Consider the following 20395-nt stretch of genomic DNA (forward strand, 5'->3'; position numbering starts at 1 on the left):
GTTGTTTGCTCCCTTCCGTTACGCGCGATCCGCGACCCGTTCGCCCAGCAGGCCCGACGGACGGAACACCAGCACGATGATCAGCACGATGAAGGCGAACACGTCCTGGTAGTTGCTGCCGAATACGCCGCCCGTGAGGTTGCCGATGTAGCCGGCACCGAGCTGCTCGATCAGGCCGAGCAGCACGCCGCCGACCATCGCACCGCCGAGGTTGCCGATACCGCCGAGCACCGCCGCAGTGAACGCCTTCATGCCGGGGATGAAGCCCATGTAGAAGTGCACGTTGCCGTATTCGGACGCGATCATCACGCCGGCCAGCGCGGCGAGCGCGGAGCCGATCATGAACGTCGCGGAAATCACGAAGTTCGGGTTCACGCCCATCAGGCTTGCCGTGTTCGGGCTTTCGGCGATCGCGCGCATCGCGCGGCCGAGCTTGGTCTTGTGCACGAGCAGCAGCAGGCCGCCCATCACGATGAACGCCACCGCGATGATCACGATTTCAGTCACCGAGATCACGGCGCCCGGCGTCGTGTCGGTGGCCTTGATCACGTTGATCGGATCGGTCGGCAGCAATTGCGGGAACGGCAGCGGGTTGCGCGACCAGATGATCATCGCAGCCGTCTGCAGCAGGATCGACACGCCGATCGCGGTGATCAGCGGCGCGAGGCGCGGCGCGCGGCGCAGCGGCCGGTACGCGACACGCTCGATCGTGAAGCCGACGAATGCACAAACGACCGCGGCGATGCCCAGGCCGATCGTCAGCGTGGCGATGTTGCCGAGTCCGGGGAAGTGGTTCTGCAGCACGGTGATGGCCGACAACGCGACCATCGCGCCGATCATCAGCACGTCGCCGTGCGCGAAGTTGATGATGCCGAGAATGCCGTACACCATCGTGTAACCCAACGCGATGATGGCGTACACACTGCCGAGCACCAGCCCGTTGAGAACCTGCTGGACGAAAATATCCATTTAAAGCTCCTTGGCCCGTGCTGCCGGAGGACGCTGCGCCCCGCGGGTAAGCGAGGAATCGCGCCTTCTCGGCGACACTGCGGGTACTAGTCGATACCGGTAAGGGTGTGGATCGTCCCGGCGCGCGCCGCCCGGCCTGTACGGCCGGACCTGCCGCCGGAGCGGATACAAAAACGGCACCGCACTGTTCCGGTGCCGTCATGAGTCCCGTCGCTAAATCGTCACGACGTCGAGGACGGTGTTCGAGGCCTCCTTGAAGTCGTAGGGCAGCATGCCGGGACGGCCATCGTCCGGTTGCCCGGCATCCGTGCCTTTTCCCGTCCGGTGCGAGGCAAGCCCCGCATCCGGGCGGATCGGATTCCGTGCCGCGTCGCCTGGCAAGGCATCGCGAAAGCCGCGCCCGACATGCGTCGGGGCTGCGTCGGAATCCATCGTACGAACCAGACCGCACACCACGACACCACCGCTCGCGGCGACACGCTGTTTCGTCGAATCGAAATGAAAAGGGGGCGGTGACATCCGCACGATGTGCGCATCGCCGCATGCATGCGGCGCCGTAGCCGTCATCCGTCGATCGGCACGCACGGTCGCTGCCACACCGCGACCGGCGGCTTGTTGCAATGCAACCTCCATGCCCGCTGCCCGGCCGTTCGCCAGGCCAAGCGCGTTGATTTCCTCGATCGCCAAACGTGCCCCGTTTTCCTTGTCCTTGCCCAATTGCGCGATGCGGCACGCCGATGGTGCCGCACGACCGGTTCCGGCGACGCGCACGCCGCTGGCCGGCGATGCCGCGAACACCGCAGCCTCCCTGCCCGCCCCGTCGTCGCTCTTTTTGCTGCAACCGGCACGCATTGCAACCGGTGCGGCGACGGACACGGCGTAAGCCAACTTCACATGCATTGAATGGTCTCCCGCGCCTTGCCAAAATCCGATTTCAAAGCCATTCAGGCTTGAAAACGGGCGCATTGTAACTCCATTTATAGGACGCCAATAATCCTGATTCGATGGGGTTTTCCTGCATTGCAACCAATTTTGAGAGACGGTCACGAACACGCGGAGCAACCGGGTTGCACCATTACCGCGAATAATGGTTGCGATCTCGATTTCAACGTACAAAAAAAAGCGCGCCGGGAGGCGCGCTTCGGTGTTCCGCGGGTGCGATGCGGCAATCAGGCAGCGGGCGGCAGGTTCAACCCGCGCGGCAGCGGAAACGACACGTTTTCCTCGATGCCGTCGAGCGCGCGAACGTTGCGCACGCCGAGCTCGCGCAGTCGCGCGATCACGGCCTGGGCGAGCACTTCGGGTGCCGACGCGCCGGCCGTCACGCCGATGCGGCGTTTGCCTGCGACCCATGCCGGATCGATCTGATCGGGCGCGTCGACCATATACGCATCCACACCGCGCTTCTCGGCCACTTCGCGAAGCCGGCTCGAATTCGAGCTGTTCGGGCTGCCGACGACGATCACGACATCGCACTGCGGCGCCATGAACTTCACCGCATCCTGGCGGTTCTGCGTCGCGTAGCAGATGTCCTGCTTCTTCGGCTCGCGGATCTTCGGGTACTTCGCCTTCAACGCGGCGATGATCTCGGCCGCGTCGTCGACCGACAGCGTCGTCTGCGTGACGAGCGCGATGCGCTCGGGATCGGCGAGTTCGAGCTTCTGCACGTCCTCGACGCTCTCGACGAGATGCATCCCGCGCTCGACCTGCCCCATCGTGCCCTCGACTTCCGGGTGGCCCTTGTGCCCGATCATGACGATATCGACGCCGTCCTGACGCATTTTCGCCACCTCGACGTGCACCTTCGTGACCAGCGGGCAGGTTGCGTCGTAAATGCGCAACCCGCGCACGTCGGCCTCGTCGCGCACGGCCTTCGACACGCCGTGCGCGCTGAAGATCACGGTATTGCCGGCCGGCACTTCCTCGAGTTCCTCGACGAAGATCGCGCCTTTCTTCTTCAGATCCTCGACCACGTACTTGTTGTGGACGATTTCGTGACGGACATAGATCGGCGCACCGTGCATCGCGATCGCGCGCTCGACGATCTCGATCGCGCGGTCGACGCCCGCGCAGAAGCCGCGCGGCTGGGCCAGCAGGATTTCGGCGTCGGCGGCGACGGTCTGCCCGGACAGCGTATCGGTGGTGCTCATGATTACAGGATTCCGATGATTTTCACTTCGAACGTGAGCGCCTGGCCCGCGAGCGGATGGTTGAAGTCGAACAGCGCCGAGGTTTCGCCGACTTCCTTCAGCACCCCCGCATACCGGCCGCCGTCCGGCGCATTGAACTCGATCAGCTCGCCCGGCGTGAAATCGTCGCCGACCATCCCGTTCTCGCGCAGCGTCGACAGCGTCACGCGCTGGAGCATGTCGGGATTCCGGGGACCGAACCCCTGTTCGGGCGTTAGCTGAAAAGTCGAGTGGTCTCCAACCCTGAGCCCGAGCAGAATCTGTTCCAGCGACGGCGCCAGTTGCCCCGCGCCGAGCAGCAGCGTGGCCGGCTTGTCGGTGAAGGTGTTGACGATGTCGGCACCGTCGGCCAGTGCGAGCCGGTAATGCAACGTGACGTGGGAACCGGGCTTCACTTCGGATAGGTCGATGAGGCTCATGAATTACTCGTTCAGTCGGCGCCCGATACGGCCGAAAAGGCCCGGCGCAAAACCAATATTGTAAGTCACCTGAGCGCGCAAGGCGGAAAGTGCGATGACGTCGCGCAGACCGCCCGCCGCCAATGGAGTTTCGAGCATGCTGTCACCCTGCCTCGCCCTGCCGCCGGTCGAATGCCGCGACGACGCCGATGTGCCGACCGATCCGCCCCGCCGCGCCCTCCCGATTCGCCGGAGCAAGCGCCGCCCGGGCGACTGGCGGCCCGAGCGGCCGCGCGAGCGATTGCTGGAGCGCGGACCGGCCGCGCTGACCGACGACGAACTGATCGCGCTGCTGCTCGGCACCGGCAAGCCAGGACACGACGTATTCGTCAGCGCCCGCGCATTGGTCAAGCAGTTCGGAACGTTGCGCGGGCTGCTCGAGGCGACGACCGACGATTTCGAGGCGCACCCCGGCATCGGCCCTGCGCGCTCCACACGGCTGGCCGCGGTCACCGAAATCGCGCGGCGCATGCTGAAGGAGAAAGCATCCGAACGTACGCCGATCGATTCGCCCGGCGCGGTAGAGGATTATCTGCGGCTGAAGATCGGCTCGCACCCGCACGAAGTGTTCGTCGCGGTGTACCTCGACGCCCGCCACGGCCTGATCGAGACGGAGGAAATCACGCGCGGCTCGCTGACGCGCATGGCCGTCTACCCGCGCGAGATCGTGCGCCGCGCGATGACGCATAACGCCGCGGCGCTGATCGTCGCGCACAACCATCCGTCGGGCGCGGTGCAGCCGAGCGCGGAGGACCGCCGCCTGACCCGCGTGCTGCGCGACGCGCTCGAACTCGTCGACGTGCGGCTGCTCGATCACGTCGTCGTCGGCACCAGCGACACTTTCTCGTTCGCACGTGCCGGTTGGCTGTAGACTGTGGCGCGGCGGCCCGCCTCGGGGCGCCACAACGGTGAAGCGAAATTAGGTTTGATTTTCCTGAACTTTTTCTGCTAGAATCGCCGTCTGTCTTTTTTCCAACCAGTTCTAGCCATCGAAGGGCCTTGTCTGCAAGGGCTACGGCGTTCTGAGAGTGCAGCCATGGATCACGTGGCGGCGCGATGAGAACCTTCATCGGCGATCGAACCCCGAATTTAGCGTATTAGGAGTGCTCTCATGGCACGCGTATGCCAAGTAACTGGGAAAGCGCCGATGAGCGGCAACAACGTTTCCCACGCCAACAACAAGACCAAGCGCCGCTTCCTGCCGAACCTGCAAAACCGCCGGTTCTGGGTAGAGAGCGAAAACCGCTGGGTGCGCCTGCGCGTTTCGAACGCCGGCCTGCGCCTGATCGACAAGAACGGCATCGATTCCGTGCTCGCTGACCTGCGCGCACGCGGCGAAGCCTAAGCCCAAGGAGCACAATCATGGCAAAAGGCGCACGCGACAAGATCAAGCTTGAGTCGACCGCTGGTACGGGTCACTTCTACACGACCACGAAGAACAAGCGCAACATGCCGGAAAAGATGGCGATCAAGAAGTTCGATCCCGTCGTCCGCAAGCATGTGGAATACAAAGAAACCAAGATCAAGTAATCTCCGGTTTCTGCCAGCCTGACGGCGACCGAAAAGCCCCGCGCATGCGGGGCTTTTTGTTTTGCGCGCACGCTCGGGCCCGACGCGGTATGCTCTCCCCTTTCCGCGGCCATGGCCGCCGGAACGCACAAGATCAAAAGCGTAACGATGGAGATGCAGCATGAAATTCGACGTGGCGATCGTCGGCAGCGGCCTGGCAGGCCTGTCGGTCGCACTCAATCTGGCCAGCACGCGACGTGTCGCGCTGATCGCGAAACGTTCGATGATGGAGGGCGCAAGCGATAACGCGCAGGGCGGCATCGCGGCGGTCCTCGATTCGGCGGACAGCATCGAGAACCACGTCGGCGACACGCTGGTCGCCGGTGGCGGCCTGTGCGACGAAGGCGCGACGCGCTATATCGTCGAGCACGGCCGCGAAGCGATCGAATGGCTGATCTCGCAAGGCGTGCCGTTCACGAAGGACGACGCAGCCGAACTCGGCTTCCACCTGACGCGCGAAGGCGGCCACAGCCACCGCCGGATCATTCACGCGGCCGACGCGACCGGCCATGCGGTGCTTGCGACGCTGTCGGAGCGCGCGCGCCAGCATCCGAACATCACGTTCTTCGAAAATCACCATGCGATCGACCTGATCACGTCGGACCGGCTCGGCCTGCCCGGCCGCCGCTGTCACGGCCTCTATGCGCTCGACGTCGACAACGACCGCACGATCACGATCGAGGCACCGCACACGGTGCTCGCAACGGGCGGTGCCGGCAAGGTCTATCTGTACACGACGAATCCCGACACGGCGACCGGCGACGGCATCGCGATGGCATGGCGCGCCGGCTGCCGCGTGTCGAACATGGAATTCATCCAGTTCCACCCGACCTGCCTGTTCCATCCGTATGCGAAATCGTTCCTGATTTCGGAGGCCGTGCGCGGCGAAGGCGGCCTGTTGAAGCTGCCCGACGGCACGCGCTTCATGCCCGCGCACGATCCTCGCGCCGAGCTCGCGCCGCGCGATATCGTCGCGCGCGCGATCGACTTCGAGATCAAGAAGCGCGGGATCGACTGCGTGTATCTCGACATCAGCCATCAGCCGGAAGCGTTCCTGCGCGAACACTTCCCGACGATCCATGCGCGCTGCCTCGAATTCGGCATCGACATCGCGAAACAGCCGATCCCCGTCGTGCCGGCCGCGCACTACACGTGCGGCGGCGTCGTGACCGATCTCGCCGGGCGCACCGATCTCGCGGGCCTGTACGCGGTCGGCGAAACGTCGTACACGGGGCTGCACGGCGCGAACCGGCTCGCGAGCAACTCGCTGCTCGAATGTCTCGTGATCGGCCGCGCGGCGGCCGAAGCGATCGAGGCGGCAGGCTTCGATTCGGACACGCCGGCCACGCTGCCCGCGTGGGACGAAAGCCGCGTGTCGGATGCGGACGAGGAAGTCGTCGTCGCGCACAACTGGGACGAGCTGCGCCGCCTGATGTGGAACTACGTCGGCATCGTGCGCACCGACAAGCGCCTCGAACGCGCGAAGCACCGGCTGTCGCTGCTGCGCGACGAGATCCACGAGTACTACGCGAACTTCCGCGTGACGCGCGACCTGCTCGAGCTGCGCAACCTCGTCGACGTGGCGACGCTGATCGTGAAGAGCGCGCAGTCGCGCCGCGAAAGCCGCGGGCTGCACTACAGCCGCGACTGGCCGCACACGCTGCCGAAGGCGCTGCCGAGCGTGCTCACGCCGCGCGCGCGTCGCTGAACCGCTGCGCCTTCCCGGCTGCGGTCGCACAGGAAAAAAGCCGTTGGCGTTTGCGCGCCAACGGCTTTTTTGTCTGATCACATGACGCTCGGTCAGTCGACGATCCGCATCGAATAATCCGTCGCACGCACGTCCTTTGTCAGCGCGCCGATCGAGATGCGATCGACGCCCGTCTCCGCGAACGCGCGGACCGTGTCGAAATTGACGCCGCCCGACACTTCGAGCACGGCCTTGCCGGCCGCCACACGCACCGCTTCACGCATCATGTCGAGCGTGAAATTGTCGAGCAGCACCGACTGCGCGCGATGCGCGAGCGCCGTGTCGAGCTGCGCGAGCGTCTCGACTTCAACCTGCACGGGCACGCCCGAATCGAGCGCGAACGCCGCGTCGAGCGCCTCGCCGACACCACCCGCCGCTGCGATGTGGTTCTCCTTGATCAGGATGCCGTCGTACAGCGCGAGACGCTGGTTCTCGCCGCCGCCGACGCGCACCGCGTACTTCTGCGCGAGGCGCAGGCCCGGCAGCGTCTTGCGCGTGTCGAGGATCTTCGCGCGCGTGCCTTCGACGCGGTCGACGTAACGGCGCGTCGCGGTCGCGACACCCGACAGCAGTTGCAGGAAATTCAGCCCGTTGCGCTCGGCCGTCAACAGCGCGCGCGCCGGCCCTTCGAGTTCGCAGACGGTCGAATCGGGCATCATCCGGTCGCCTTCGCGATAGCGCCATTGCACGGCGATCGCCGGATCGATCCTGCCGATCACGGCCTCGAACCACGGCACGCCGCACAGCACGGCTTCCTCGCGCACGATGATGCGCGCGCGGCGACGCCCGCCGGCCGGCACGAGCCGCCCGGTCTGGTCGCCGGCGCCGACGTCTTCCGCGATCGCATCGGCGACGTTGCGCGCGATCGCGTCGTCGAATGCCGCGCCGTATTGCTCGCGAACGATGTCGTAAAGCGGAGATACAGCACCGGTCATGCTGCCCCCACGTTCGCAAACAGTTGCTGGTCGCGCTGCAGGTCGCCGCTCGCCTGCACGCGCTTCTTGTGCGCGGCCGCGAAATCGAGCATCCGGTCGATCGGCAGGCGCGCACGTTCGCCGACCGCCTGATCGACGAAGATCTCGTTGTGACCGCGTTCGAGCACGTCGGCGAGGTTCGCAAGACCGTTCATCGCCATCCACGGGCAGTGCGCGCAGCTCTTGCAGGTCGCACTGTTGCCGGCCGTCGGCGCTGCGATGAAGGTCTTGCCGGGCGCCGCGAGCTGCATCTTGTGCAGGATGCCGAGATCGGTCGCGACGATGAAGCGCGTCGCGTCCAGCTTCACGGCCGCATCGATCAGCTGCGTCGTCGAGCCGACCACATCGGCCTGCGCAACGACGCTTTCCGGCGATTCCGGATGGACGAGTACCTTCGCATCCGGATATTCGGCGCGCAGCAGATCGAGCTCGATGCCCTTGAACTCGTCGTGGACGAGGCACGAGCCCTGCCACAGCAGCATGTCCGCGCCGGTTTTCTTCTGGATATAACTGCCAAGATGGCGATCGGGCGCCCAGATGATCTTCTCGCCGCGCGCGTGCAGGTCGGCCACGATCTCGAGGCCGATCGACGACGTGACCATCCAGTCCGCGCGGGCCTTCACGGCCGCGCTGGTGTTCGCATAGACGACGACGGTACGATCGGGATGCGCATCGCAGAACGCCGAGAATTCATCGACCGGACAGCCGAGGTCGAGCGAACAGGTCGCATCGAGATCGGGCATCAGGATCCGCTTGTTCGGGCTCAGGATCTTCGCGGTTTCGCCCATGAAGCGCACGCCGGCGACGACCAGCGTCTGCGCGTCGTGATCGCGGCCGAAGCGGGCCATTTCGAGCGAATCGGCAACGCAGCCGCCGGTTTCGTCGGCGAGTTCCTGCAGCTCGGCATCCACGTAGTAGTGCGCGACCAGCACGGCCTTTTCACGCACGAGCAGCGCCTTGATGCGCGCCTTCAGCGCAGCGCGTTCCTCGGCGGACGGCGCATCGGGCACCTTGGCCCATGCCTGCCCCACGCCGCACACGGTCCCTGCTGCGACGGGCCGGTCGTACTCGACGGGTTTGATCGTCGATTGCATCTCCATATCTCCTGTCGATCAGAGTTAGCGCTTTAGCGCTTACTCTGGTCCCATGCTTCGCGGTCAACCAGAATCAGCGCTTCAACACTACTCCGATCCCATCCTCTACGCTCGCCCCGGGGCACCATTGCGCCGCTGCCCCAAGCCTCATACGAATTCGAGCCCTGCCGATTTCTTTCGTCAAAAACCGGCGGCCCAAATGAAAAAACCCCGCCAACGCGGGGTTTTTGACGTCCTGAGATTCTAATCGATTTCGAATCAGGCGTAGCGACGCAGGCGTGTCGCGAATTCCTGCAGCGCCTTGATGCCGCTTTGTTCCGCGCGATGGCACCAATCCTGCAATTGCGCGAGAAGCTGTTCGCGCGACGCGGTCGAACGATCCCAGATCGCGGCAAGATCCTGGCGCAACTGGAAGTAGGTATGCAGCTTCTGGCTGTTCGCGAAGATTTCCGGCAGCAGCTTCTTCTGCGGCTCGTCGAGGCCGTCGGCGTCCTTGTGGAACCACTTGCGCGCGCCGCGCATCAACTGGTACTTCTCGCTCGAACCGAGCTCCTTCAGGTGCGCGAGCTCCTGACGGTACGCACGCTTCACGGCCTTGCCGTAGCGCGCCATCACTTCGTAGCGGTTCGACAGCACGGCCTGCAGCGTTTCCTGGTCCAGCACCGTCTTCGGCTTGTTCAGGCGCGGCGTCGGCGCGACCTTCTTCACCTTCGCGAGACCGAACGCCGACATGATGCGGATGTACATCCAGCCGATGTCGAACTCGTACCACTTGTTCGACAGCTTCGCCGACGTCGCGAACGTGTGGTGGTTGTTGTGCAGCTCTTCGCCGCCGATCACGATGCCCCACGGGAACAGGTTCGTGCTCGCGTCGGCCGAGTTGAAGTTGCGGTAGCCCCAGAAGTGGCCGAAGCCGTTGACGACGCCTGCCGCCCAGAACGGAATCCAGACCATCTGCACGGCCCATACGGTCAGGCCGAGCACGCCGAACAGCGCGACGTCGATCACCATCATCAGGCTCACGCCGAGGATCGGGTACTTCGAGTAGACATTGCGCTCGATCCAGTCGTTCGGCGTGCCGTGGCTGAACTTGCGCATCGTCTCTTCATTCTTCGCTTCCGCGCGATACAGCTCGGCGCCCTCGAGGAACACCTTCCAGATGCCGCGCGTCTGCGGGCTGTGCGGATCTTCCTCGGTCTCGCACTTCGCATGGTGCTTGCGGTGAATCGCGGCCCACTGGCCGGTCAGCATGCCGGTCGTCATCCACAGCCAGACGCGGAAGAAGTGGCTCGCGATCGGATGCAGTTCCAGTGCGCGGTGCGCCTGGCAACGGTGCAGATAAACCGTCACGCCGATGATCGTGACGTGCGTGACGGCGAGCGCGAACAGCGCGACCTGCCACCACGAAAAATGCAGGAGCCCGTGGGAAAGAAAATCGAGCAGGGAATTCAACAAGGCAGTTACCTGTGATGAGATGAGAGCGATGCCGGCTCGCGCAGGCGTCAGAAAAATGAAAGCATACCGCGAATAGACTTGGATTTTACTTCAACCGTTCCAAGTCTTTGTAAAAAATGAATATTTTCTTGCCCTGGCGCAACCGGAACAGTCCACGGGCGGACTTGGAAAGGCCCGCGATCCGGTTCCGACCGCGGGACCGATACGATTGACGACCGACGCGCGCTATGCAGCCGGCACGCGCCCGTCCGCCGCACCGTTGCCGGCCACCGGACCGCCAGCCGCCGGATCGCCAGCTGCCGGATCGCCGGCCGCCGGATCGTGCCCCGCCGCTGCACCAGCGGCGGCAAAACCGTCCGGCAGCCCGACGACGCGCACTTCGCGCTGCGGAAACGGAATCGAAATCCCGTGCTCGCCGAACAGCCGCCAGATGTTGCGGTTCACGGCCGAACGCACGCCCGACGTGCCTTTCGCCGAATCCTCGATCCAGAAGCCGAGCTCCAGGTCGACCCCGTCCGCGCCGAAGCTCACCAGATACGGGGTCGGCGCGGGCTCCGCCAGCACGCGCGGCACGTCCTTCGCGGCGTCGGCGAGCAGCACGAGCGCGTGCTCGACATCGCTCGTGTACGCGACCTGCACCGCGACCTTCGCATAACCGCGCGTCAGGTACGACGACTGGTTCTGCACGACGTCGGTGATCAGCTTCTCGTTCGGGATCAGCGTCTCGTTGCCGTCGAGGCCGCGCACGACCGTGTAGCGCGTGCGGATCTGCGTGACGACGCCCTGCAGCCCGCCGACGCTGATCGCGTCGCCGAGCCGCAGCGAGCGGTCGAGCAGGATGATGAAGCCCGATACATAGTTGCTCGCGATCTTCTGCAGCCCGAAGCCGAGGCCGACACCGACCGCGCCGCCGAACACGCCGAGCACCGTCACGTCGATGCCGACGAGCGACAGCCCGATCAGGATCGCCGCGAACACGAGCAGCGCGCGGCCGACCCGCGACAGCACGACCTTCAGGTTCGCATCGAGCGTGCTCGCGCGCGTGAGGCGATCCTCGAGCACCGAGCCGAGCCACATCGCGACCATCAGCGTCACGCAGACCCACAGCGCGCCGGAGATCAGCGACAGCAGCGTGAGGTGCGCATTGGCGACGCGGAACTGCACGCTGTCGAGCCAGCCGAGCACGTCGTGCTGGATGCCGAGCACGGTCAGCACCATCGCGGCCCACACGACGGTCGACACGATCTTCTCGACGATCGACAGCCACGCATGCGTGTGGCCATCGCGCGCGAACACGCGCCGCGCGAAGAAGAACAGCACGTAGATCAGTCCGATGCCGAACAACGGCACGAGCGCGAGCGACAGCAGCGCCGTCGACATGAACGGGTCGAACGCGAGCTGCGCGACGCCCACGAAGATGCCGCCGAACAACGGAAACAAAGCGCGTTTCAGGCTATGTGCACCCGCACCGGCCGCGCGTCCGGCCGCCCGCCGGCGCGCATCGATCCGGCCGTGCACGAAGCGTGCCGCCACCCATGCGAAACACAGCGCGCCGACGAGGATCGCCGCCTGCCAGATCATCACCGGCTGGTGAAAGTCGCGAATCACCGATGCCAGCCGGTGCGACAGCAGGCGGCTCTGCAGATTCTCCATGTTCGTCCGTGCCGCCGTTACTGCGCGCGCCGCTCGAGCACCGCGGCGAAGAAGCCGTCGGTCGCGTGACGGTGCGGCCACAACGACAGGTAGTCGCCCGTCTCGAGTTCGATGCGCTGGTCGGCCAGCACCTTCTGTGCAGGCACCAGCACGAACTCGGGATGGTCGGCCAGGAACTGCTCGACGATGCGCTCGTTCTCGGCGTCGAGCACGCTGCAGGTCGCGTAGACGAGCCGGCCGCCCTTCTTCACGAGGCGCGCGGCGCTCGCGAGGATCGACGCCTGCTTCGGCGCCAGCTCGTCGATCGCCGTGCGCGTCTGGCGCCACTTCAGGTCCGGATTGCGGCGCAGCGTGCCGAGGCCGCTGCACGGCGCGTCGACCAGCACGCGGTCGATCTTGCCGGCGAGCCGCTTGATCTTCGCGTCGTGCTCGCTGTCGATCAGCACCGGGTTCACGTTCGACAGCCCGCTGCGCGCGAGGCGCGGCTTCAGCTTCGCAAGGCGCTTTTCCGACACGTCGAACGCATAGAGGCGCCCGGTCGAGCGCATCATCGCGCCCAGCGCGAGCGTCTTGCCGCCCGCGCCCGCGCAGAAATCGACGACCATCTCGCCGCGGCGCGGCGCGACCAGCGAGCACAGCAACTGGCTGCCTTCGTCCTGCACCTCGATCTCGCCTTCCTCGAACAGCTTCAGGCGCGTCAGCGCCGGCTTGCCGACCACGCGCACGCCGAACGGCGCGAACGGTGTCGCACCCGCATCGATGCCGTTCGCGCGCAGCGCGTCGATCACCTGGTCGCGGGTCGCCTTCTGCGCGTTGGCGCGCAGGTCGAGCGGCGCCGGGTAGTTCAGCGCGGCGGCAAGCTGCGCGAGCTCCTCGGCATCGAAACGTGCCGACAGCGCCTGGTGGATCCAGTCCGGCAGGTTCGTGCGCACGCGCACCGGCAGGCTCGCGGGATCGATCTTCGATACGTGCTCGAGCCATGCGGACTCGGTGTCGGACAAAAACGGCTTCAGCGCATTGCGGCCGGCCGTCTGCATCAGGCCGAGCAGCGTGAGGCGCCGCGCGGGCGTGCCCGTGCCGCTCTCGGCGAGATGCGAAAACTCCATCTTCCGGCGCAGCACCGCGAACACGGCCTCGGCGATCACGCCGCGCTCGGCATGTCCGAGCTTCGGGTGCGCGCGGAAGAACCGGCTCGTCGTCGCGTCGGCGGGGCCGGCGAACTTCAGCACCTCGGCCAGCAAAGTCTCGGTCTGGCCGATCAGGAATCCGTGCAGCTTCATACGCCCTCACTCGTTTCGGTATGCGGTTGATCCGCGAAAATCCAGCGCGCCTCTTCCGGCGCCACCACTGCCCGGCCGTTCTCGAGGCGCAAACGCCCGTCGACGAACCAGCGCACCGCGCGCGGATACAGCACATGCTCGACCGTCAGCACGCGCCGCGCGAGCGCGGCCGCGTCGTCGCCCGCGCGCACGGGCACCGCGCCCTGCGCGACGATCGCGCCGCTGTCGAGCTCGGGAATCACGAAGTGCACGCTCGCGCCGTGCAGCGCGACACCCGCGTCCAGCGCCTGCTGGTGCGTGTGGATGCCCTTGAAGCTCGGCAGCAGCGACGGGTGAATGTTCAGCAGCCGGCCTTCGTATCGTCTGACAAATGCCGGCGTGAGGATGCGCATGAAGCCCGCGAGGATCACGAGATCGGGGGCAAAGCGGTCGATCTCGGCGGCGAGCGCCGCGTCGAAGCTGTCGCGGCCGTCGAACGACCGGTGGTCGACCACCGCGGTCGCCACCCCGTGCGACGCGGCAAAAGCCAGGCCGGCCGCATCGGGCCGGTTGGCGATCACGGCAGCAACCTCGGCCGGCCAACGTTCCTGCGCGCACGCGCGGACGATGGCCTCCATGTTGCTGCCGCGACCGGAAATCAGGATCACGAGTTTTTTCATCCGCGAATTTTACCATTCGCCCCCGCGTTTCCCGCCTTCTCGGCCGCCGGCCCGCCCGAACGTTTATAATCTTCTGCTTTGCGGCATCCCACCGCTCATTCCCCGACGCTGCATCCGCTATCGTGAAAGTCTTCCGCGGCCTGCCCAACGCCGAGAGCCGCGCCCCGTGCGCGCTGACGATCGGCAACTTCGACGGTGTCCATCGCGGCCACCAGGCCCTGCTCGCGCGCGTGCGCGCGGCAGCGGACGCGCGCGGCCTGCCCGTGTGCGTGATGACTTTCGAGCCGCACCCGCGCGAATTCTTCAACCCGGCCGGCGCGCCGCCGCGCATCGCGATGCTGCGCGACAAGCTCGAGGCGCTGCGCGAGCACGGCGTCGACCGCGTGGTCGTCGAGCACTTCAATCACACGTTCGCGAGCCAGTCTCCGCAGGCGTTCGTCGAGCGCACGCTGGTGAACGGGCTGCACACGCGCTGGATGATGGTCGGCGACGATTTCTGCTACGGCGCGAAGCGCGCGGGCACCTTCGACACGCTGAAGGCGGCCGGCGAGCAATACGGCTTCGAAGTCGAGCAAATGGGCACGGTGGCCGGCAGCGACGGCACGCGCATCTCGAGCTCGGGCGTGCGCGCCGCGCTCGCGGCCGGCGATCTCGACGCGGCCGCGCAGGCGCTCGGCCACGGTTATGCGATCAGCGGCCACGTCGCGCACGGGCTGAAGCTCGGCCGCGATCTCGGCTTCCCGACGCTGAACCTGCCTATTGCGCACAAGCGGCCGGCGCTCGCAGGCATCTTCGTCGTGCAGGTGCACGGCCTCGGCCCCGACCCGCTGCCGGGCGTCGCGAGCCTCGGCCTGCGTCCGACCGTCGACGATTCGGGCCGCGTGCTGCTCGAAGTCCATCTGCTCGACTGGCACGGCGATGCGTACGGCAAGCTCATCCGAGTCGAATTCCTGAAGAAGCTGCGCGACGAAGCGAAATTCGACGATCTCGAGGCGCTGTCGCGCGCGATCGCACTGGACGTCGCGAATGCGCGCGCGTATTTCGTCGAGCGCGATCGTGCGCCGGGCAGCCGCGCAACGGGCTTCTCGACGTCGGCAACCGACCGAATTAGCTGATCCGGACGGCGGCGCCCCGCGCCGCACCCACGCGCAGCACACTCGCGCGCATACCCGATTCACGACGCACGAGCGTCCCCCGATTTGATAGCGATCCCATCATGAGCAACAAGAAAGCCGATTCGAAACCGCAGGCCAAGTATCCGGTCAACCTGCTCGACACGCCGTTCCCGATGCGCGGCGACCTGCCCAAGCGCGAGCCGCAGTGGGTCAAGGAATGGGAAGAGCGCGGCATCTACGACAAGATCCGCGCGGCCAGCAAGGGCCGGCCGAAGTTCATCCTGCACGACGGCCCGCCGTATGCGAACGGCGACATCCACCTCGGCCACGCCGTCAACAAGATCCTGAAGGACATCGTCGTCAAGTCGCGCAACATGGCCGGCTTCGACGCGCCGTACGTGCCGGGCTGGGATTGCCACGGGATGCCGATCGAGATCCAGATCGAGAAGCAGTTCGGCAAGTCGCTGCCGGCGGCCGAAGTGATGAGCAAGGCGCGCGCATACGCGACCGAGCAGATCGAGAAGCAGAAGGTCGGCTTCAAGCGCCTCGGCGTGCTCGGCGACTGGGCCAACCCGTACAAGACGATGAACTTCGTCAACGAGGCGGAAGAGATCCGCGCGCTCGGCAAGATCATCGAGAAGGGTTATGTGTATCGCGGGCTGAAGCCGGTGAACTGGTGCTTCGACTGCGGCTCGGCGCTCGCCGAAGCGGAAGTCGAGTACAAGGACCGCACCGATCCGACGATCGACGTGATGTTCGCGTTCGCGGAACCGGAAAAGACCGCGCAGGCGTTCGGCCTGCCGGCACTGCCGCGCGCCGAAGGCGGCATCGTGATCTGGACCACCACGCCGTGGACGATTCCCGCGAACCAGGCGCTGAACCTCCATCCGGAAATCGTCTACGCGCTGGTCGACACCGAGCGCGGGCTGCTGATCATCGCGGAAGAACGCGTCGCCGCATGCATGGAGGAATTCAAGCTGACGGGCCGCGTCGTCGCGACCGCGCCGGGCGTGAAGCTCGCGAACCTGCGCTTCCACCACCCGCTCGCACCGGCCCACCCCGGCTACAAGCGCACTGCGCCCGTCTACCTCGGCGACTACGTGACGACCGACACGGGCACCGGCGTCGTGCACTCGTCGCCCGCGTACGGCATCGAGGACTTCATGTCCTGCAAGGCGCACGGGATGACCGATTCGGACTTCATCAACCCGGTGATGGGCGACGGCCGCTATATCGAATCGCTGCCGCTGTTCGGCGGCCTGTCGATCTGGGATGCGAACCCGAAGATCGTCGACGCGCTGAACGCGGCCGGCTCGCTGCTGCGCAGCGAGAAGTACACGCACAGCTACATGCACTGCTGGCGCCACAAGACGCCGATCATCTATCGCGCGACGTCGCAGTGGTTCGCCGGCATGGACGTCACGCCGCGCGCCGGCGGCAAGACGCTGCGCGAAACGGCGCTCGAAGGCGTCGACGCGACCGCGTTCTACCCGTCGTGGGGCAAGCAGCGCCTGTTCAGCATGATCGCGAACCGTCCCGACTGGACGCTGTCGCGCCAGCGCCAGTGGGGCGTGCCGATGGCGTTCTTCGTGCACAAGGAAACCGGCGAGCTGCACCCGCGCACGCTCGAACTGCTCGAGGAAGTCGCGAAGCGCGTCGAGCAGTCGGGCATCGAGGCGTGGCAGACGCTCGATCCGCGCGAGCTGATCGGCGACGACGCGAACCTGTACGAAAAGAACCGCGACACGCTCGACGTGTGGTTCGACTCCGGCACGACGCACTGGCACGTGCTGCGCGGCTCGCACAAGGATCAACTGCAGTTCCCGGCCGACCTGTACCTCGAAGGCTCGGACCAGCATCGCGGCTGGTTCCACTCGTCGCTGCTGACCGCGTCGATGATCGACGGCCGCGCACCGTACAAGGGCCTGCTCACGCACGGCTTCACGGTCGACGGCGAAGGCCGCAAGATGAGCAAGTCGCTCGGCAACGGCGTCGACCCGCATGAAGTCGCGAACCGCCTCGGCGCGGAAATCATCCGCCTGTGGATCGCGTCGACCGACTATTCGGGCGAGCTCGCGATCTCCGAGGAAATCCTGAAGCGCGTGACCGAAGGCTATCGCCGCATCCGCAACACGCTGCGCTTCCTGCTCGCGAACCTGTCGGACTTCGACTACGCGCAGCACGCGGTGCCGGCCGGCGAATGGATCGAGATCGACCGTTATGCGGTCGCATTCTCGGCGCAACTGCAGACGGAACTGCTCGGCCATTACGAGAAGTACGAATTCCACCCGGTCGTCGCGAAGCTGCAGACGTACTGTTCGGAAGATCTCGGCGGCTTCTACCTCGACGTGCTGAAGGACCGCCTGTACACGAGCGCGGCCGATTCGCGCGCACGCCGCTCCGCGCAGACGGCGCTGTACCACCTGACGCACGGCCTGCTGCGCGTGCTCGCGCCGTTCCTGTCGTTCACGGCGGAAGAAGCATGGAAGGTGTTCCAGCCGGCCAGCGACACGATCTTCACGGAAACCTACTACGCGTATCCGGAAGTCGCCGGCTCGGCCGCGCTGATCGAGAAGTGGGCGCTGCTGCGCGACGTCCGCGGCAACGTGACGAAGGCGCTCGAGGAAGCGCGCACCGCGAACCGCATCGGTTCGTCGCTGCAGGCCGAAGTGACCGTGCACGCGAGCGGCGCGCGCCACGACGCGCTCACGAGCCTCGGCGAAGACCTGAAGTTCGTGCTGATCACGTCGGCCGCGACGGTCGTCAAGGTCGACGACGAAGCGCAGGAAAGCGTCGACGTGGCCGCGTCGAAGTACCAGAAGTGCGAACGCTGCTGGCACTACCGCGAAGATGTCGGCGCGCACGCCGATCATCCGACGCTGTGCGGCCGCTGCTTCTCGAACCTCTTTGAAAACGGCGAAATCCGGAGCGCTGCTTGACTATGGCGAAAACCCTGTCGAAACCGGCCAGCGGCGCGCTTGCGCCCTGGCTCGGCATTTCGCTGATCGTGATCCTGTTCGATCAACTGTCGAAGATCGCGATCCTGAAAACGTTCGTGTACGGCGCGCAGCATGCGCTGACGTCGTTCTTCAACCTCGTGCTGGTGTACAACCGCGGCGCCGCGTTCGGCTTCCTGTCGACCGCAGGCGGCTGGCAGCGCTGGGCGTTCACTGCGCTCGGGATCGGCGCGACGCTCGTGATCTGCTTCCTGCTGAAGCGCCACGGCCACCAGCGGCTGTTCAGCCTGTCGCTCGCGTTGATCCTCGGCGGCGCACTCGGCAACGTGATCGACCGGCTCGTCTACGGTCACGTGATCGACTTCCTCGATTTCCACCTCGGCGCCTGGCACTTCCCGGCGTTCAACCTCGCCGATTCCGCGATCACGGTCGGCGCGGTGCTGCTGATCTACGACGAACTGCGTCGCGTGCGCGGCTCGCGCTAAGCGCGCATACTCGGCGTCGACGGCCGGCCTCGCGCCGGCCGTCCCGTTTGACCCTTGGAGGCCTGAGTTGGCACACGCAGAACTCGCAGGAAAACACCTCGTTCTCGGCCTGACGGGCGGCATCGCCTGCTACAAGATCGCCGAGCTCACGCGGCTGCTCACGAAGGCCGGTGCGACCGTGCAGGTCGCGATGACCGAAGCCGCCATGCAGTTCATCACGCCCGTCACGATGCAGGCGCTATCGGGCCGGCCCGTCTACACGAGCCAGTGGGACGCGCGCATCGACAACAACATGGCGCACATCGACCTGTCGCGCGAAGCCGACGCGATCGTGATCGCGCCCGCGTCGACGGATTTCCTCGCGAAGCTCGCGCACGGGTTCGCGGACGACCTGCTGTCGACGCTGTGCGTCGCGCGCGATTGTCCGCTGCTCGTCGTTCCCGCGATGAACCGCCAGATGTGGCAAAACCCGGCCACGCAGCGCAACGTCGCGCAACTGCGCGCGGACGGCGTGTCGGTGCTCGGCCCGGATTCTGGCGCGCAGGCGTGCGGCGAAGTCGGCGACGGCCGCATGCTCGAACCCGACGCGATCTATGAAGCGATCGTCGCGCACTTCGCGCCGAAGGTGCTCGCGCACCGGCGCGTGCTGATCACCGCCGGGCCGACGTTCGAACCGCTCGACCCGGTGCGCGGCCTCACGAACCGCTCGAGCGGCAAGATGGGCTTCGCGCTCGCGCGCGCCGCGCAGCAGGCCGGCGCCGACGTGCATCTCGTCGCGGGGCCGGTCGCGCTCGACACGCCGTGGGGCGTGACCCGCCAGGACGTGCAGACCGCACAGCAGATGTACGACGCGGTGATGCAAGCGGTCGCCGATGCCGACATCTTCATCGCGGTGGCCGCGGTCGCCGACTGGCGTGTCGACCAGCCGGCCGAGCACAAGATGAAGAAGACGGCCGACCGCAAGATGCCGGCGCTCGCGTTCGTCGAGAACCCCGACATCCTCGCGTCGGTCGCGACGCTGCCCGATCCGCCGTTCTGCGTCGGGTTCGCGGCCGAAAGCGGCGACCTCGACGTGCACGGCGACGAGAAGCGCAAGCGCAAGAACGTGCCGCTGCTGGTCGGCAACCTCGGCCCGCTGACGTTCGGCCGCGACGACAACGAAGTCGTGCTGTTCGAAGCCGCCGGCCTCACGCGCCTGCCGCGCGCGCCGAAGGACGAACTCGCGCATGCGCTCGTCGCGGAAATCGCGAAGCGCCTGCCCGACAACCACCTGATCTGATCCCCGCGCGGCGGCCCTCGCCGCCGCGCCCTTCCCGACCGCTTCGACGACCGCATGAAACTCGACCTGAAGATTCTCGACGCGCGCATGCGCGACTACCTGCCCGCCTACGCGACCACCGGCAGCGCGGGCCTCGACCTGCGCGCGTGCCTCGACGCGCCGGTCACGCTGCAGCCGGGCGAAACGACGCTCGTGCCGACCGGCCTCGCGATCCACCTCGCCGACCCCGGCTATGCCGCGCTGATCCTGCCGCGCTCGGGCCTCGGCCACAAGCACGGGATCGTGCTCGGCAACCTCGTCGGCCTGATCGACTCCGACTACCAGGGCCAGTTGATGGTCTCGACGTGGAACCGCGGCCAGACCGAGTTCGTGCTGAACCCGTTCGAACGGCTCGCACAGCTCGTGATCGTGCCGGTCGTGCAGGCGCAGTTCAACATCGTCGACGACTTCGCTGAAAGCGATCGCGGCGAGGGCGGCTTCGGCAGCACCGGCCGTCACTGAACGACGCAACG

General features: G+C 66.2%; 20 protein-coding genes. 9 read left to right on the forward strand and 11 right to left on the reverse strand.

From position 1 onward, the window contains the following. Nucleotides 1–18 precede the first annotated feature (18 nt). The 5 genes from BT264_RS24850 to BT264_RS40140 all read right to left on the reverse strand — a co-directional run bounded on the left by BT264_RS24850 (nt 19) and on the right by BT264_RS40140 (nt 3715). Nucleotides 19–969, reverse strand: coding sequence for a branched-chain amino acid ABC transporter permease (locus BT264_RS24850; RefSeq protein WP_034178808.1), 951 nt, complete (start codon nt 967–969; stop codon nt 19–21). Between the two features lie 213 nt (nt 970–1182). Continuing rightward, entirely contained in the window at nt 1183–1935 is a 753-nt protein-coding gene (locus BT264_RS24855) for an amino acid-binding protein (protein ID WP_256260708.1), read from the reverse strand. Between the two features lie 203 nt (nt 1936–2138). Then, nucleotides 2139–3119 carry a 4-hydroxy-3-methylbut-2-enyl diphosphate reductase gene (ispH, locus tag BT264_RS24860; protein WP_034178810.1) on the reverse strand — a complete coding sequence of 327 codons (981 nt, stop codon included), beginning with the start codon at nt 3117–3119 and terminating at the stop codon, nt 2139–2141. A gap of 2 nt (nt 3120–3121) precedes the next feature. Continuing rightward, the gene (locus BT264_RS24865; protein ID WP_034178811.1) at nt 3122–3577 is read right to left on the reverse strand and encodes an FKBP-type peptidyl-prolyl cis-trans isomerase; all 456 of its coding nucleotides are present in this window, start codon (nt 3575–3577) and stop codon (nt 3122–3124) included. Between the two features lie 3 nt (nt 3578–3580). Then, nucleotides 3581–3715: a hypothetical protein gene (locus tag BT264_RS40140; RefSeq protein WP_256260709.1), complete on the reverse strand. Its 135-nt coding sequence runs from the start codon at nt 3713–3715 to the stop codon at nt 3581–3583. On the opposite strand from BT264_RS40140, the gene radC reads away from it, so the two are divergent. The 4 genes from radC (at nt 3714) to nadB (ending at nt 6893) form a co-directional block, all read left to right on the forward strand. Continuing rightward, complete coding sequence (radC, locus tag BT264_RS24870; RefSeq protein WP_072444876.1) at nt 3714–4487, forward strand: RadC family protein; 774 nt, start codon at nt 3714–3716, stop codon at nt 4485–4487. The genes BT264_RS40140 and radC overlap by 2 nt on opposite strands. 240 nt (nt 4488–4727) lie before the next feature. Further along, entirely contained in the window at nt 4728–4961 is a 234-nt protein-coding gene (gene rpmB, locus BT264_RS24875; protein ID WP_004186391.1) for a 50S ribosomal protein L28, read from the forward strand. Nucleotides 4962–4978: 17 nt separating this feature from the next. Beyond that, a complete protein-coding gene (gene rpmG, locus BT264_RS24880) occupies nt 4979–5146 on the forward strand; it encodes a 50S ribosomal protein L33 (RefSeq protein ID WP_006478046.1) in 168 nt (55 codons plus the stop codon). A 160-nt stretch (nt 5147–5306) separates the two neighbouring features. Continuing rightward, entirely contained in the window at nt 5307–6893 is a 1587-nt protein-coding gene (gene nadB / locus BT264_RS24885) for an L-aspartate oxidase (protein WP_072444879.1), read from the forward strand. Between the two features lie 92 nt (nt 6894–6985). Here the strand turns inward: nadB and nadC are convergent, their stop codons facing one another. The 6 genes from nadC to purN all read right to left on the reverse strand — a co-directional run bounded on the left by nadC (nt 6986) and on the right by purN (nt 14047). Then, complete coding sequence (gene nadC, locus BT264_RS24890) at nt 6986–7867, reverse strand: carboxylating nicotinate-nucleotide diphosphorylase (protein WP_072444881.1); 882 nt, start codon at nt 7865–7867, stop codon at nt 6986–6988. Beyond that, nucleotides 7864–9000 (reverse strand): quinolinate synthase NadA, encoded by a 1137-nt coding sequence (gene nadA / locus BT264_RS24895; protein WP_072444922.1) that lies wholly within the window; start codon nt 8998–9000, stop codon nt 7864–7866. Before nadA ends, nadC begins: the two co-directional genes overlap by 4 nt. A 258-nt stretch (nt 9001–9258) precedes the next feature. Then, nucleotides 9259–10455, reverse strand: a complete 1197-nt coding sequence (locus BT264_RS24900; protein ID WP_072444883.1) for a DesA family fatty acid desaturase — start codon at nt 10453–10455, stop codon at nt 9259–9261. 225 nt (nt 10456–10680) lie between these two features. Next, nucleotides 10681–12108 carry a mechanosensitive ion channel family protein gene (locus BT264_RS24905; RefSeq protein WP_072444885.1) on the reverse strand — a complete coding sequence of 476 codons (1428 nt, stop codon included), beginning with the start codon at nt 12106–12108 and terminating at the stop codon, nt 10681–10683. Between the two features lie 17 nt (nt 12109–12125). Next, a complete protein-coding gene (locus tag BT264_RS24910) occupies nt 12126–13388 on the reverse strand; it encodes an RsmB/NOP family class I SAM-dependent RNA methyltransferase (RefSeq protein ID WP_072444887.1) in 1263 nt (420 codons plus the stop codon). After that, complete coding sequence (purN, locus tag BT264_RS24915) at nt 13385–14047, reverse strand: phosphoribosylglycinamide formyltransferase (RefSeq protein ID WP_034178818.1); 663 nt, start codon at nt 14045–14047, stop codon at nt 13385–13387. Before purN ends, BT264_RS24910 begins: the two co-directional genes overlap by 4 nt. 122 nt (nt 14048–14169) lie before the next feature. Between purN and BT264_RS24920 the strand changes: the two genes are divergently transcribed. The 5 genes from BT264_RS24920 to dut all read left to right on the forward strand — a co-directional run bounded on the left by BT264_RS24920 (nt 14170) and on the right by dut (nt 20384). Next, complete coding sequence (locus tag BT264_RS24920) at nt 14170–15162, forward strand: bifunctional riboflavin kinase/FAD synthetase (protein ID WP_072444889.1); 993 nt, start codon at nt 14170–14172, stop codon at nt 15160–15162. Between the two features lie 101 nt (nt 15163–15263). Next, complete coding sequence (ileS, locus tag BT264_RS24925; protein ID WP_072444891.1) at nt 15264–18101, forward strand: isoleucine--tRNA ligase; 2838 nt, start codon at nt 15264–15266, stop codon at nt 18099–18101. 2 nt (nt 18102–18103) lie between these two features. Continuing rightward, a complete protein-coding gene (lspA, locus tag BT264_RS24930; RefSeq protein WP_072444893.1) occupies nt 18104–18604 on the forward strand; it encodes a signal peptidase II in 501 nt (166 codons plus the stop codon). Between the two features lie 67 nt (nt 18605–18671). After that, on the forward strand, nt 18672–19883 hold the full coding sequence (coaBC, locus tag BT264_RS24935) for a bifunctional phosphopantothenoylcysteine decarboxylase/phosphopantothenate--cysteine ligase CoaBC (RefSeq protein ID WP_072444895.1): 1212 nt from the start codon (nt 18672–18674) through the stop codon (nt 19881–19883). A gap of 54 nt (nt 19884–19937) precedes the next feature. Continuing rightward, nucleotides 19938–20384, forward strand: coding sequence for a dUTP diphosphatase (dut, locus tag BT264_RS24940; protein ID WP_021160741.1), 447 nt, complete (start codon nt 19938–19940; stop codon nt 20382–20384). Nucleotides 20385–20395: the final 11 nt, after the last annotated feature.

This window comes from Burkholderia sp. NFPP32, assembly GCF_900119325.1.
Classification (GTDB): Bacteria; Pseudomonadota; Gammaproteobacteria; order Burkholderiales; family Burkholderiaceae; genus Burkholderia; species Burkholderia pyrrocinia_C.

Bases quoted from the DNA above. Each gene is read 5' to 3' on its own strand.
- purN (WP_034178818.1), bottom strand. From the start codon at position 14,047: ATGAAAAAACTCGTGATCCTGATTTCCGGTCGCGGCAGCAACATGGAG.
- nadC (WP_072444881.1), bottom strand. From the start codon at position 7,867: ATGACCGGTGCTGTATCTCCGCTTTACGACATCGTTCGCGAGCAATAC.
- rpmB (WP_004186391.1), top strand. From the start codon at position 4,728: ATGGCACGCGTATGCCAAGTAACTGGGAAAGCGCCGATGAGCGGCAAC.
- BT264_RS24850 (WP_034178808.1), bottom strand. From the start codon at position 969: ATGGATATTTTCGTCCAGCAGGTTCTCAACGGGCTGGTGCTCGGCAGT.
- rpmG (WP_006478046.1), top strand. From the start codon at position 4,979: ATGGCAAAAGGCGCACGCGACAAGATCAAGCTTGAGTCGACCGCTGGT.
- BT264_RS40140 (WP_256260709.1), bottom strand. From the start codon at position 3,715: ATGCTCGAAACTCCATTGGCGGCGGGCGGTCTGCGCGACGTCATCGCA.
- BT264_RS24855 (WP_256260708.1), bottom strand. From the start codon at position 1,935: ATGCGCCCGTTTTCAAGCCTGAATGGCTTTGAAATCGGATTTTGGCAA.
- radC (WP_072444876.1), top strand. From the start codon at position 3,714: ATGCTGTCACCCTGCCTCGCCCTGCCGCCGGTCGAATGCCGCGACGAC.
- dut (WP_021160741.1), top strand. From the start codon at position 19,938: ATGAAACTCGACCTGAAGATTCTCGACGCGCGCATGCGCGACTACCTG.
- nadB (WP_072444879.1), top strand. From the start codon at position 5,307: ATGAAATTCGACGTGGCGATCGTCGGCAGCGGCCTGGCAGGCCTGTCG.
- BT264_RS24910 (WP_072444887.1), bottom strand. From the start codon at position 13,388: ATGAAGCTGCACGGATTCCTGATCGGCCAGACCGAGACTTTGCTGGCC.
- ispH (WP_034178810.1), bottom strand. From the start codon at position 3,119: ATGAGCACCACCGATACGCTGTCCGGGCAGACCGTCGCCGCCGACGCC.
- BT264_RS24905 (WP_072444885.1), bottom strand. From the start codon at position 12,108: ATGGAGAATCTGCAGAGCCGCCTGCTGTCGCACCGGCTGGCATCGGTG.
- nadA (WP_072444922.1), bottom strand. From the start codon at position 9,000: ATGCAATCGACGATCAAACCCGTCGAGTACGACCGGCCCGTCGCAGCA.
- ileS (WP_072444891.1), top strand. From the start codon at position 15,264: ATGAGCAACAAGAAAGCCGATTCGAAACCGCAGGCCAAGTATCCGGTC.
- lspA (WP_072444893.1), top strand. From the start codon at position 18,104: ATGGCGAAAACCCTGTCGAAACCGGCCAGCGGCGCGCTTGCGCCCTGG.
- BT264_RS24865 (WP_034178811.1), bottom strand. From the start codon at position 3,577: ATGAGCCTCATCGACCTATCCGAAGTGAAGCCCGGTTCCCACGTCACG.